Raw genomic sequence first — 13719 nt, 5'->3', positions numbered from 1 at the left:
GGGTCTTCGATCTCTCGTGGCCCGTCATGGCCGAGCAGGTGCTGCGGACGCTGATGCGGACGACCGACCTCATCGTCGCGGGCTTTTTCTCGCCCGCCGCGGTCGCCGCCGTCGGCCTCGCGGACATCTACGGCCGATTGCCGCTGTGGTTCGGCCTCGGCGTCGGCGACGGCGCGATTGCGCTCTCGAGTCAGGATACGGGCAGCGGCAGCGTCGCGAACCGGGACGAGGCGGTGAGCCAGGCGCTCTTATTGGGCGTGCTTGCCGGCATTCCGTTCGCGCTCTTTGGACTCGTCGGGAGTTTCTGGGCCATCGAAGTGCTCGGTGCAGATGCCGAAACCGTCCGCTGGGGTGGCCTCTATCTGGCGATTATTCTGCTGACTGCGCCGGCGTTTCACGTGACGATGATCGCGGCGCGCTCGATTCAGGGGACTGGCGATACGCGCACGCCGATGTACATCAACGCCGCGGCGAACGCGTTCAACATCGTCCTCACCGTGGCGCTCGCGTTCGGGCTGGGGCCGTTTCCGGAACTCTCGGTCGTCGGCATCGCCATCGCGACGGCAATCGGCGACACGCTGGCCGCGATCACGTTCATCGCCGTCATCTACAGCTCCTGGAGCGACCTCACGCTTGTCTGGCCGAGTCGGCTCGTCATCATGAAACAGCTCCTCGTCATCAGCGCGCCCCGGATCGCCGAGGGCGTCACCGAACTCATCGCCGAGTTTCCGTTCAACGCTATCCTGCTCATGTTCGGTACCGAGGTCAACGCGGCCTACCACATCGGCCGGCGGGTCTACCAGCAACTCTCCTCGCCGCTCTCGCGAGGCTACGGCACGGCTGCAAACATCATCGCCGGACAGTCACTCGGGCGGGGCAACCCCGACGAGGCCTATTTCAACGGACTCGCCGCCGCGGGGCTTGCCGTCCTCACCGTCGGCGGCCTCGGCGTCGGCATCTTCGCGACCGCCGACTGGGTCGTCCTGGTGTTCACTCGAGACGCGGACACGATCCCCTACGCGGTCGACTTCGCCCGCGCGTACGCGATATCGACGTTCCTCATCGCGCTCTACATCGTCCTCGCGGGCTCACTGCGGGGCGGCAGCGAGACCCGCCCGCCGTTCGTCGCGAAGCTCACCGGAGCCGTCTTCTTCCTGCTCGGAATTACCTACGTCTTCGGCGTTCACCTCGAGTACGGCGTCGTCGCCGCCTACGTCGCCATCGTGGCCGACTGGGTCTGGCGCAACCTCGTCGTCGGCGTCGTCTACGCGCGCAAGGGCTGGCTCGAGCGCGGCACGCGGATGATGCACGAACGCGGCAGTCTGACAGAGGACGAGGACTGAGCCCTCGAGAGTACAACTCGGCGCGCGCTGTCGACGCGCTCGAGCATCGCGAGGACGCGTCGACGACGCTGTGCGAGGGGCGAGTGAGCGAGGGACGAGCGAACGAGTCGGCTGGGGAGGGCGAGGCCGGATGGCCGGGGTGGACTGAACGGAGCCGGGGGAGTTCGGGGTCGTCGTTCTCGGAGAGACGAAGTCGCCGCTCCCTCTCGTTGAACTGACTGACTCTGACTGACTGGCTCCCACTGACACCCACTGACTGGCTCCCACTACCCGATTACTCGCAACTGACGACGACTGTCAGCGGACTCTACTCCCGCTCGACGAGTGTCCCGCCCGCAAGCCCCTCCCACTCGACGCGATAGCCAAGTTCCGAAAGCAACGCACTCGAGTCGTCGATCCCGTACGCCTCGAGTTCGTCTTCGGCGCCAGCCAATGACATACCGGCCGAAATCCCCTCCGAGAGTTCCTCGAGCACGCCGGGTCGAACCAGCGTCCGCCCGACGCGGTCGTGCTCGGGAAAGACCACGTCCGCGAGCGCGTCCTCGCTCACGCCACGGCGGTCCGCGAGCGCCTCGAGCGTCACGGTGTCGTCGTCCGGGCGCAGTTCCGCGGGCAAGTCGGCGGCGCTCGCGGCGACGAGGTCGCGTTCGTACTCTCCCAATACGTCGACGACGTCCTTCACCCGCACCGTGCCAGTGTAGGGAATCGCCCGAAAGTCTCGCGCCGCAATCTCCTCGCCGACACCCAGCGATTCGTCGACCGCAACGACGAGTTCCACGTCCTCGAGTCCCTCGAGTTGCGAGAGCTTCTTTGCGACGTACTCCGGCGTCCAGAATCCCATGATCTCGAGGTAGACGCGAAAGTTCGAATGCGCGTACTCGAAGGCGAAATCGGGAATCATCACGCGCGTGCCCGTCGCCAGCGGCTCGGGCTCGCGCACGAGGTCCCACTCGAGGTCGAGAGTCCCGACTCGAGCCGCGAAGTCGGCTTCGACGCCGCTGTCGAACGTCACCTCGGCGACCGGGTCGGCGTCGGGGACGGTGATCGGATCCTCGTGTGAGAGGGTGAGCGTGCGCTCTGTCCCGCGGTCGTCGATGGTCGCCTCGAGGTGCCACTCGGCTGCGCCCGCGACCGTCCGCAGCAGTCTGGCAAAGCGCGTGCCGTAGCGCCGGGTTGCCCGAAAGAGGTGCGTGGGACCGGTGACGATCACCTCGCGCTCGCTCGCGCCGTCGTCGGATGCGAGCGGGTCGTCGGTCGCCGGCGCGTGAATCTCGTACATCAGCCGCAGTCGCTTGACCGCCGAGACGAGCGCCTTCGGATCGCTCGAGCGCACCCGAACCTCGGTCGCGTCGAACAGCGCCGTTTGTGCCAGCGAGAGGTTGTACTGCGCCAGTAGGTCGTCGGGGCCCCACCGAGTATCGACTTCGGTGAGGAGTTGGCGCGCCTCGAGGTCGGCATAGAGCGCCGCCTCGAGGGCGTCTGCCGAAACTGAAAGCGGTTCAGCGGCGCGGATGAGCGCCATCGCCCGCTCGTCCTCGCCGACGACGCCAACGGCTTCGGCTGCCTCGAAGGCCGCTTTTCGGGCGCGCTCGGGCTCGAGTTCGGCGTCCGTCTCGAAGATCGCCTCGCGCTCGAGCAAGGCGGCGAGTCCGCGGACGAGTTTGAAATCGTCTGCCCCGCGCTCGAGGTCAGTCAGGGCCGCCTCGAGATCGCCTCGAGACTCGCCGGCGTGGCCCTGGAACGTCCCGATCACCTTCGCCGCGAGCGGCCGGTGTGCGCGGTCGGCAAACTCTGGGTGGTAGCCCCCGCCGGCTCTCGAGACGCGCAGCAGATCCTTCGTCAGCATTCGGCGGACACTCGGTGGGCAGCGCTCAAAAATCGACCGACGCTCGCGTGGGTCGCTCGGGGCAAATCGAAACCATCACCACGCCGAGCGCGAGAGGAGTGACCATGACTGACTCACCAGGAGCGATCAGTGTCGAGGATAAGACAGCGGTCGTCATCGGCGGCACCAGCGGCATTGGATTCGAAATCGCCCGCGCGTTCGCCCGCAACGGCGCGGACGTCGTCGCGACGAGCCGAAGCGAAGACAGCGTCGCCGACGCCGCCGCCGAACTGCGCGACCTCGGTGCCGAGACGACCGAAGTCACCTGCAACGTCCGCGACCTCGAGTCGCTCGAGAACCTCAAGGACGCAGTCGTCGACGAACTCGGCGGTGTCGACGTGCTCGTCAACTCCGCGGGTTCGGTCGCGGCCGCGCCGGTCACCGAGATGACCGAAGACGAGTGGGACCAGGATATCGACATCTGTCTCTCGGGCGTCTTCCGCGCGATCAAGGTCTTTGGCGACGCGATGGACGAGGGCAGCATCGTCAACATCTCCTCGATGTCTGCCGACCAGTCCCGCGAAGCGCGCGCGGGCTACGTCTCCGCAAAGGCCGGTCTCAACGGATTGACTCGAGCGACGGCGGCCGATCTCGGCCCCGACATTCGCGTCAACGCCATCTCGCCCGGCTTCGTTAAAACGGAACTCGCCGGCCCGAAACTCGAGGACGGCTCGGAGTTCCGCGAGGGTGTCGACGAGCGAACGCCGATGGATCGCGTGGCGACGCCGAACGAAATCAGCGGCGCGGCGCTGTATCTGGCCAGTGACGCAGCCTCGTTCACGACTGGCGAGATCATCACCATTGACGGCGGTTACAACAACTTCTCGGTCTAAGCGGGTCGGGCATCCCTTGTGTTCTCGGACGACACGAGTTCCGCTGCGCCGAGAGTTAAGTTCCCGCTCGCCGAGACGAGGATATGCACGGCGAGTTCGATCACCGGACGACGACGTGGTACGACGCGCCCGCAGCGGAGTGGCTGGAGGCGTTCCCACTCGGCAACGGGCGTCTCGGCGCGATGGTGTTTGGCCGACCCGGAAGCGAACGCATACAGTTCAACGCTGACACGCTATGGGCTGGCGGCCACGAGGACCGGACGAACCCCGTCGCCGGCGAGTACGTGGAGACGGTCCGGAAACTCCTGTTCGATGGCGAGATAGAACGAGCGCAAGCGCTCGCCGACGAGACACTGCTGGGTGACCCAATTCGCCTGCGCCCGTACCAACCGTTTGGCGATCTGTTTCTCGAGGGTGATCACGACGACGGCGACGTGACCGACTACCGGCGGGACCTCGACCTGTCGACGGGCATCGCGCGAGTCCGATACGACTACGAGGGAACGACTTACACCCGCGAGTACTTCGTCTCGACGCCGGACGACGTTCTCGTGGTCCGGCTGACCGCTGACGGCCCCGCCGACGTGGCTTCGACGGTTGGTCTCCACCGGGCACAGGAAGCCCGTGATGGCGCTCGAGACGACACGCTCTTTCTTCGTGGAGCGGTTTCCGACCCGCCAGCCGATGACCGTGGCGAGGGTGGATGGGGGATGCAGTTTGAAGCGCAGGCCCGCGTCGACGCCTCGGGCGGCGATATCGAACGGGTCACAGGTGAGGACGCACCGGGTTCGTCCAGTATCGGACTTGCGGTCAGCAACACCAACGAGGTGACGATTCTGCTGACCGGGTTTACGAGCCACGAGACGGCCGACCCGACTGTTGCCTGTGAGAACGTCCTCGAGACGGTGGCGAGGCGACCTGATAGCGATCTTCGGCGCGCACACGTCGCCGACCACCGAGAGCTGTTCGAGCGCGTCGAACTGGACCTCGGCGACCCCGTGGACCGACCGACGGACGAACGGCTTGCCCGCATAGCTGACGACGCAATCGACGCCGACGATCCGCATCTCGCTGCCCTGTACGCGCAGTTCGGGCGCTATCTCTTACTGGCGAGTTCGCGTCCCGGGACGGAGCCAGCAAACCTGCAGGGCATCTGGAACGCGGCGTTCGATCCCCCGTGGAACAGCGGCTACACCCTGAACATAAACCTCGAGATGAACTACTGGCCGGCCCTGCAGGCGAATCTCGCGGAGTGTGCAGAGCCGCTGTATGAGTTCGTCGACGACCTGCGCGGTCCGGGCCGCCGGGTAGCTGAGGCTCACTACGGCTGTGACGGCTTCGCCGTCCACCACAACTCAGATCTCTGGCGGAGCGTTGCGCCCGTTGACGGCGCACGGTGGGGACTCTGGCCAATGGGTGCGGCGTGGCTCTCCCGCCTCGTCTGGGACCACTACGCGTACACTCGAGACGAGGAATTTCTGCGGGAAACAGCCGCACCGATCTTGCACGAGGCCGCAGCATTCGTCCTGGACTTCCTCGTCGAGCACCCCAACGAGAACTGGCTGGTGACTGCGCCGTCGATGTCGCCGGAGAACGCCTACGTTACCGACGACGGACAGGAGGCGACGATCACCTACGCGCCGACGATGGACGTGCAGTTGACCCGCGACCTCTTCGAGAACTGCGTCGCCACCGCGGAGACGCTGGGCGTCGTCGACGAGTTCCACGAGGACCTCCTGGTCGCACTCGAGCGCCTCCCACCGATGCAGGTCGGCGGCCACGGTCAGTTACAGGAGTGGATCGAGGACTACGAGGAGGCCGAACCGGGCCACCGGCACATCTCACACCTCTACGGCGCGCACCCGAGCGACCAAATTACGCCCCGTGACACGCCTGCTCTCGCGGATGCTGTGGAGACGACCCTCGAGCGCCGCCTCGACTCCGGCGGCGGACATACCGGCTGGAGCGCCGCCTGGCTGGTCAACCAGTTCGCCCGGTTAGAAGACGGCGAACAGGCTCACGAGTGGCTCGAGACGCTGCTTGCGGATTCGACTGCACCGAACCTGTTCGACCTCCATCCACCATTCCAGATCGACGGCAACTTCGGTGCCACGGCAGGCGTCGTTGAGATGCTGCTTGGCAGTCACGCCGGCGAAATTCGGCTGCTGCCAGCGCTGCCGGAGGCTTGGGCAGACGGGGCAGTCACGGGACTCCGCGCTCGCGGCGACTTCGAGGTTGATCTCGAGTGGTCGAACGGGAACCTCGACACCGCGACCATCCGCTCGGGGTCGGGGGAACGCTGTCGCGTACGGGCATTTGGTGCCGAAATCGAGGCAGTGACGCACGACGGCGACATCGTGGACATCGACCGGACTGATGGGGTCGTCGCATTCGACACAGTGGCGGGTCGAACGTATCACGTGACTGCAGCAACTGACTGACTCGGCTCCTTCCTGCTTCGAACAAGACGGGGATTACCGGCGACGTTCAGCGACGCGTTCTTCCGACGTGTCCGCCGTCACGACCTCGTACAGCAGCGCCCGGCTGCCGTCACTCTTCGGTCGGAGTATCCGCCCCAGTCGCTGGGTAAACTCCCGCTCGCTGCCGCTGCCGGAGAGAACGACAGCGATGGCGGCGTCGGGCACGTCGACACCTTCATCCAGCACGTTCGAAGTCGCGATTCGGCTGTACGTACCCTCGCGAAAGCGCTCGAGGATCTCGCGTCGCTCCGCGGCACCCGTTTGATGGGTGATCGTCGGGATCAAAAACCGCTCGCTCACGTCGTACGCGAGGTCGTTGGACGCCGTAAAGACGAGTGTGCGCTCGCCGCGGTGGTCCTCGAGAACACCCTCGAGTGCGTCGATTTTTGCCGCGCTACCGCGGGCAATCTCACGTGCGCGCTGGCGGGCAAGGAGGGCCTCGCGCGCTCTCGGGTCCGACCCAGAGCGTTTGACGAGTTCCTGATAGTCCGAGCCGCTCTGCATTCGGATGTTCGAGGTTGCGAGATAGTCCGTGAACGTCTCCTGTGCGCGCTCGTATTCGTCGCGCTCCTCGGGCGTGAGGGCTACCTCGAGTCGTTTCACGTCGTAGGGTGCGAGATGCTCGCCGGCGAGATCGTCGACGTCGACGCGGTAGACCAGCGGGCCGACGATCTCCTCGATTACCTCGTGTGCGTCGTCGGGGCGCTCGAACGTCGCGGTGAGGCCGAGTCGTGCGGGCGCGGCGAGCAGGCGAGCGATTTCCCGGTAGCCCTCACCCCCGAGGTGATGGACTTCGTCGAAGACGACGCAGCCGAACCGGTCGCCCACGGAATCGGCTTTGAGGTACGCCGAGTCATAGGTTGAAACCGTGATCGGCTCGAGGCGCTGTTCGCCGCCGCCGAAGCGGCCGATAGGGATGTCAAATTCGGTCTCGAGTTCGTCGATCCACTGCTCGAGGAGGTCGATTGTCGGGACGACAACGAGCGTCGGCACGCCGAGGCGTTCGATGGCTTTCAGCGCGATGACGGTCTTGCCGCTGCCGGTCGGGAGTTCGAGAACGCCCGCGGGTGCGCGGTTGACGGCGGCGTCTTCCGGGACGGCGATGTCGACCCAGCGATCCGTCTCGAGCCACGCGTCCAGCGCTTCGCGTTGGTATTCCCGGAGTTCGTACGCCGAGTGGCGGTCGGGAAGTGAGTCGCACTCGAGAACGGAGTCGTCGACGGCCAGTTCGGCAGTCGCTGCTCGAAGGGCGGCGTATCGAAACGCCGGCACGCGCCAGCCATCGCTTCGGGGATCCGGCTGCAACTCGAGTTGTGGGGCGGATTCACGCAGGGACCGGACCTGTGACTCCTCGAGTCCGTCGATGTAGATTGTGCCGTCTTCGAACCGACACTCGATAGCCGGCGGCGAGTCCGAAGCGGGTGTCACTGTCAAAGCTATCGCGATGGCGCGCACATATACTGTTGGAATCGATCACGAGTCCCATCGGCGAGTGACAGTCCGGAGTCGCCCGACCGGACCTCAACCCTTTTATTATCGCTGTTCGTTGACCCGGACATGAGTGAAGACGAGGGCACGGACTCGTCCGCCCAGGGTGTCCCGTCCGCAGACGAGCCAGAGCGCAACGGAAACGGCAACGGCAACGCCGACACCGACAACAACGCGACACCTGCGGACGCCCCGACCGACTCGGAAACAGAATCGGACGCGCCTCGAGCGAGCGACGAGGACGAGACAACGGAGTCGACTGCCAGCCCAGACGTCGAAACCAGCGCAGACGTCCAGCAGGTACTCGACCAGCTCACCGAGTACGACGACGACCTCGCACGCAAGGTCAACTCAATCGTCGACCAGACCCGAGAGCTGTCGGGAACCATTTCCCACCAGCGCGAGGAACTCGAGGACCTGACAGAGCGCGTTGAATCCCAAGCAGAGACCATCGGCGACCTACAGGACGAACTCGAGGCCCGCGAGCAGGTGATTGACGAACGCGACGAGCAACTCGAGGAGTACCAAGAGCAGGTAAAGGACCTCAAGAGCCGTCTCAAGCGCAAGCAAGCAGATTTCCAGAACTATAAAAAGCGCGCGAAAAAGCGCCAGGATCAGATCAAAGACCGCGCAACCGAGGATCTGGTCACGCGACTCGTCGACGTTCGGGACAACCTCAAACGCGCACTCGAGGACGAAAGCAGCGACGTCGAGAGCCTTCGTGAGGGCCTCGAGATGACCATGCGGGAGTTCGACCGCGTGCTCGAGGACGAGAACGTCTCGGAGATCGATCCCGAGCCGGGAACCGAGACGGACCCGCAGCGCCACGAAGTGATGATGAACGTCGACAGCGACCAGCCCGAAGGGACGATTGCGGACGTCTACACCCCTGGCTACGAGATGGGCGATAAAGTAATCCAGAACGCGCAGGTCACGGTTTCGAACGGTGAATTCGCGGATGAGTCGGCTGACGATGACGATGCTGATGCCGACTCCGAAGCGGAGACGGAGACCGACGGCGACACTAACGAGCAGGACTCTGGAGGCGACAGCGAGCCAGCAGACGAGGAGTCAGACGCTGCGGGGAGTGAGGACACGGAGACAGCAGCTGCTGACTCGAGCGATGACGAAACGGTGGATGATACTGCAGCGGATGCGGCGCAGTCGGCTGCTGAGACCGATGCGGCGGAATCGGCGACTGACGACGCCGATGGCGAGAGTGAGGCAGACGACGCGATTGAACTCGGCGGCGATGTCTCTGACGAGGCCTGAAGCCGGTTTTAGCTAACTGTCCGCTGATATTTTCTCGTTCACAGTACTCGCTAGTCGCCGGTTTCCGGTGTTTCGAGACGTTTCGAGGCGATTTTCTCGAGGCTCGTTCTCAATTACCGAATTTTATTCGGTCCCTCGTCCGGCCTAGTAACGTTTAAACCAAAGTGCGCACAATGGCCTCGTAATGGCGAGTAACAAGATTCTCGGTATCGACCTCGGGACGACGAACAGCGCGTTCGCGGTGATGGAAGGGGGCGATCCGGAAATCATCGTCAACGCCGAAGGTGACCGAACGACGCCCTCGATTGTCGCGTTCAACGACGACGAGCGCCTCGTTGGTAAACCGGCGAAGAACCAGGCCGTCCAGAACCCAGAGCGCACGATTCAGTCGATCAAACGCCACATTGGCGAAGACGACTATACCGTCGACATCGACGGCGAGGAGTACACGCCCGAAGAGATTTCGGCGATGATCCTCCAGAAGATCAAACGCGACGCTGAGGAGTATCTCGGCGACGACGTCGAGAAGGCCGTTATCACGGTCCCAGCGTACTTCTCGGACCGTCAGCGCCAGGCGACCAAAGACGCCGGTGAGATCGCTGGCTTCGAGGTCGAGCGTATCGTCAACGAGCCAACGGCCGCGTCGATGGCGTACGGCCTCGACGACGAATCCGACCAGACCGTGCTCGTCTACGACCTCGGTGGCGGAACGTTCGATGTTTCGCTTCTCGACCTCGGCGGCGGCGTCTACGAAGTCGTCGCGACCAACGGTGACAACGACCTCGGTGGCGACGACTGGGACGAGGCCATCATCGACTGGCTCGCCGAGGAGTTCGAAGCGGAACACGGCATGGACCTCCGCGAGGACCGTCAGGCCCTCCAGCGGCTCAAAGACGCCGCCGAAGAGGCCAAGATCGAACTCAGTAGTCGAAAAGAGACCGAAATCAACCTGCCGTTCATCACGGCGACCGACGACGGTCCAATCCACCTCGAGGAGAGCCTCACTCGCGCGAAGTTCGAGTCGCTGACGTCGGACCTTATCGACCGTACCGTCGAACCGACCGAGCAGGCACTCGAGGACGCGGGCTACGAGAAATCCGACATCGACGAAGTGCTGCTGGTCGGTGGCTCGACGCGGATGCCACAGGTCGCAGACAAGGTCGAGGAACTGACCGGCCAAGAGCCACAGAAGAACGTCAACCCGGACGAAGCCGTTGCACTCGGCGCGGCGATTCAGGGTGGTGTCCTCGGCGGCGAAGTCGACGACATCGTCCTGCTCGACGTGACGCCACTCAGCCTCGGTATCGAGGTCAAAGGCGGCCTCTTCGAGCGACTCATTGAGAAGAACACGACGATTCCGACCGAGGAATCAAAGATCTTCACCACGGCAGCGGACAACCAGACCACGGTGCAGGTCCGTGTCTTCCAGGGTGAGCGCGAAATCGCCGCCGAAAACGAGATGCTCGGCGAGTTCCATCTGACGGGTATTCCGCCAGCGCCGGCGGGTACGCCACAGATCGAAGTCACGTTCTCGATTGACGAAAACGGTATCGTCAACGTCTCTGCGGAGGACAAAGGCTCCGGCGAGAGCGAGGAGATCACCATCGAGGGCGGTGCCGGTCTCTCCGACGCCGAGATCGACCGTCTGCAGGAAGAAGCGGAGAAACACGCCGAAGAAGACGAGCAGAAACGCCAGCGCATCGAGGCTCGCAACGCCGCCGAAGCCACGATCCAGCGCGCTGAATCCCTGCTCGAGGAGAACGACGAACAGGTCGACGACGATCTGCGCGGTGAGATCGAGGCCGCAATCGAAGACCTCGAGGCCGTTATCGACGATAACGAGGCCGACGCTGACGACATCGAGGCTGCGACCGAAGACCTGAGCACGGAACTGCAGGAAATCGGCAAGCAGATCCACCAGGAAGCAGGCGCTGGCGCAGCAGGTGCGGGCGCTGCCGGTGCTGGTGCGGCCGGCGCAGGTCCCGGTGGCATGGGCGACATGGGTGGCATGGGCGGTGGCCCGAACCCAGGCCCAGGCGCAGCAGGCGGTGACGACAGCGAGGAGTTCGTCGACGCTGACTTCGAAGACGTTGACGAAAACGACGAAGACTGAGTCGTTTTCGTCAGCCCGTCAGACGTAGTCTGACGACGTTGACGAAGACGACGAGAACTGAACGGTCGCGTCTTCGGTCTTCGAGTAGACTATCGAGAGTGAGGAATTCGCTGGTGTATCGCAAGTGTTGCACCCGCGAACGAACGGAGTGAGTGAGCGGTCTTTTTCATCGAAGTTTTTGCGCAAGTGGTTCGCCAGCGGCGAACCCGCCGCGGAAAAAGTTCGTACCGGAACGTTCGTTTCAAGTGGCGCAAGCGAGTATCAGTGGCTAACGAATGAGCGAGGACTTTTACGACGTACTCGGTGTGGGCCAGGACGCCTCCGCCGACGAGATCAAATCGGCCTACCGGGAGAAGGCAACGGAGTATCACCCGGACGTCAGCGACGATCCCGACGCGGAGGAGAAGTTCAAGAAAATCCAGAAGGCAAAGCAGGTTCTGACTGACGAGGAAAAGCGAAGCGCCTACGACCGGATGGGCCACGACCGCTACGAGCAGGCCGAAAAGCACGGCTACGACGCCGGTGGCGGTGCCGGTGGCATGGGTGGCGACCCGTTCGGCGGCATGGGCGGTGGCGGCATGGGCGGCGGCCTCGGTGACATTTTCGAGCAGATGTTCACCGGTGGCGGTGGCGGCCGCGGTCGTCGCCAACGCAAAGGCCAGGATCTGCGCACCGAACTCGAGATCGATCTCGAGGAGGCGTTCAACGGCGCGGAAAAGCAGTTTACCCTCGAGCGTCCGGAGACCTGTGAGTCGTGTGACGGTGAGGGACACCCGCCGGATGCGGATGCCCAGACGTGTCCGGAGTGTCAGGGCCAGGGTCAGAAACGCCAGGTCCAGCAGACGCCGCTCGGTCGCGTTCAGCAGACGACGACGTGCCGGCGCTGTGAGGGTGAGGGAACGCTGTATTCCGAGACCTGCAGCGAGTGTCGCGGTGATGGATACGTTCGCACGGAGGCGACGCTGACGATTGAGGTGCCAGCAGGGATTCAGGATGGCCAGACGCTGCGGATGGAACGCGAGGGTGCGCCGAGTCCGGACGGCGGCCCGCACGGTGATCTGCTGATTGATATTACGATCCGCGAGCACGAGGAGTTCGAGCGGGAGGGCGACGATCTCCGGTACCGACTTCCACTCTCGTTCCCACAGGCGACCTTCGGCGATACGGTCGAGGTGCCGACGCTCGACGGTGCAGTCGAGTTCGAGGTGCCGACTGGGACCCAGAGCGGCGAGACGTTCCGCCTCGGTGGCAAGGGGATGCCTCGACTCCGCCGACGCGGGCAGGGTGACCTCTACGTCCAGATTCAGATCGTGACGCCCGAGAAACTCAACGAGGAACAGCGTGAGGCCCTCGAGGCGTTCGCCGAGGCTGGCGGTGACGAAATCGAGATCAAGGAAGGCTTCTTCGAGAAGATCAAGCGGGCGTTCTGACTAGACTAGTCGACATCCACCGCTCGCTCGAGTTGTTTTTGGTTCCTCGTTCTAGGTGGAGTTCGCCAGCAACCTATTCGGAAGTCTGACTGTCACGAGACCGTCCAACACAGGTTAAGTCGATTGTTAACGTACCAACACGTGAGGCACTATGTCACGCGCCCAAATACTGCTCATCGCCGGCGATTTTGTCGAAGACTACGAGGTAATGGTTCCGTTCCAGGCGCTCCAGATGGTCGGCCACGAGGTCCATGCCGTCTGTCCGGAGAAAGCGGCGGGCGACACCTGTCCGACGGCCGTCCACGACTTCGAGGGCGACCAGACCTACACCGAGAAGCCGGGCCACAATTTCGAACTGAACCACGATTTCGAGGACGTCGATCCTGCGGACTACGACGCCCTCGTCGTCCCCGGCGGCCGCGCGCCCGAGTATCTCCGGACCTACGACGACGTGCTCGAGATCGTCCAGCACTTCTTCGAGGCGGACAAACCCGTCGCGGCGCTGTGTCACGGCCTCCAAATTCTCGCTGCAGCGGACGTCCTCGAGGGACGGACCTGCACCGCGTATCCCGCACTCGAGGCCGACGTGATCGCGGCAGGCGGAGAGTGGGAAGACGACGTCACCTGCGACGGCAACCTCGTGACCGCCCAGGCGTGGCCGGATCATCCCGAGTGGCTCGCCGAGTTCCTCGACTGTCTCGGGACGGACGTCGAGCACGCCGAGCCGGCGGCTGCGGACGACTGAGACTGCCGGCTAACGTGAGTTGCAGGTTATGACTGACCGTTTCAAATCGGTCGAAAACGAGTACAGCCCGCCATACGGCGGTAATTGACAGCGATGGGGTCCGTCGGTATCGGCGGCCTTTTTTGCAGCG

Annotated in this window: 9 protein-coding genes; 7 read left to right on the top strand and 2 right to left on the bottom strand. The window is 64.0% G+C overall.

What is annotated here, in order from left to right; genetic code table 11:
* The first annotated feature begins 26 nt into the window (after window positions 1–26).
* Window positions 27–1343, top strand: coding sequence for an MATE family efflux transporter (locus tag B2G88_RS08365; RefSeq protein ID WP_087714937.1), 1317 nt, complete (start codon window positions 27–29; stop codon window positions 1341–1343).
* A 307-nt stretch (window positions 1344–1650) separates the two neighbouring features.
* On the opposite strand, the gene B2G88_RS08360 is transcribed toward B2G88_RS08365, so the two are convergent.
* Complete coding sequence (locus tag B2G88_RS08360; protein WP_087714512.1) at window positions 1651–3189, bottom strand: DUF790 family protein; 1539 nt, start codon at window positions 3187–3189, stop codon at window positions 1651–1653.
* Window positions 3190–3293: 104 nt separating this feature from the next.
* On the opposite strand from B2G88_RS08360, the gene B2G88_RS08355 reads away from it, so the two are divergent.
* Entirely contained in the window at window positions 3294–4061 is a 768-nt protein-coding gene (locus B2G88_RS08355) for an SDR family NAD(P)-dependent oxidoreductase (RefSeq protein WP_087714511.1), read from the top strand.
* An 83-nt stretch (window positions 4062–4144) separates the two neighbouring features.
* Entirely contained in the window at window positions 4145–6502 is a 2358-nt protein-coding gene (locus B2G88_RS08350; protein ID WP_054863349.1) for a glycoside hydrolase family 95 protein, read from the top strand.
* A 33-nt stretch (window positions 6503–6535) separates the two neighbouring features.
* Here B2G88_RS08350 and B2G88_RS08345 read toward each other — a convergent pair whose 3' ends face one another.
* Window positions 6536–7969, bottom strand: coding sequence for a DEAD/DEAH box helicase family protein (locus B2G88_RS08345; RefSeq protein WP_394335709.1), 1434 nt, complete (start codon window positions 7967–7969; stop codon window positions 6536–6538).
* 129 nt (window positions 7970–8098) lie between these two features.
* On the opposite strand from B2G88_RS08345, the gene grpE reads away from it, so the two are divergent.
* From grpE to B2G88_RS08325, 4 genes are all read left to right on the top strand, one after another.
* The gene (gene grpE, locus B2G88_RS08340) at window positions 8099–9301 is read left to right on the top strand and encodes a nucleotide exchange factor GrpE (protein ID WP_087714509.1); all 1203 of its coding nucleotides are present in this window, start codon (window positions 8099–8101) and stop codon (window positions 9299–9301) included.
* A 184-nt stretch (window positions 9302–9485) separates the two neighbouring features.
* On the top strand, window positions 9486–11414 hold the full coding sequence (dnaK, locus tag B2G88_RS08335; protein WP_087714508.1) for a molecular chaperone DnaK: 1929 nt from the start codon (window positions 9486–9488) through the stop codon (window positions 11412–11414).
* A gap of 275 nt (window positions 11415–11689) precedes the next feature.
* Entirely contained in the window at window positions 11690–12844 is a 1155-nt protein-coding gene (gene dnaJ / locus B2G88_RS08330; RefSeq protein ID WP_087714507.1) for a molecular chaperone DnaJ, read from the top strand.
* Window positions 12845–12995: 151 nt separating this feature from the next.
* Complete coding sequence (locus tag B2G88_RS08325; RefSeq protein WP_087714506.1) at window positions 12996–13589, top strand: DJ-1/PfpI family protein; 594 nt, start codon at window positions 12996–12998, stop codon at window positions 13587–13589.
* Window positions 13590–13719 lie beyond the last annotated feature (130 nt).

It is taken from the genome of Natronolimnobius baerhuensis, assembly GCF_002177135.1.
Classification (GTDB): domain Archaea; phylum Halobacteriota; class Halobacteria; order Halobacteriales; family Natrialbaceae; genus Natronolimnobius; species Natronolimnobius baerhuensis.
The sequence above is the reverse complement of the archived record's forward strand: the minus strand, read 5'-3'. Positions and strand labels throughout refer to the sequence as shown.

Coding starts and splice junctions, on each gene's coding strand:
- B2G88_RS08365 (WP_087714937.1), top strand. CDS start 27: ATGGCCGAGCAGGTGCTGCGGACGCTGATGCGGACGACCGACCTCATC.
- B2G88_RS08360 (WP_087714512.1), bottom strand. CDS start 3,189: ATGCTGACGAAGGATCTGCTGCGCGTCTCGAGAGCCGGCGGGGGCTAC.
- B2G88_RS08355 (WP_087714511.1), top strand. CDS start 3,294: ATGACTGACTCACCAGGAGCGATCAGTGTCGAGGATAAGACAGCGGTC.
- B2G88_RS08350 (WP_054863349.1), top strand. CDS start 4,145: ATGCACGGCGAGTTCGATCACCGGACGACGACGTGGTACGACGCGCCC.
- grpE (WP_087714509.1), top strand. CDS start 8,099: ATGAGTGAAGACGAGGGCACGGACTCGTCCGCCCAGGGTGTCCCGTCC.
- dnaK (WP_087714508.1), top strand. CDS start 9,486: ATGGCGAGTAACAAGATTCTCGGTATCGACCTCGGGACGACGAACAGC.
- dnaJ (WP_087714507.1), top strand. CDS start 11,690: ATGAGCGAGGACTTTTACGACGTACTCGGTGTGGGCCAGGACGCCTCC.
- B2G88_RS08325 (WP_087714506.1), top strand. CDS start 12,996: ATGTCACGCGCCCAAATACTGCTCATCGCCGGCGATTTTGTCGAAGAC.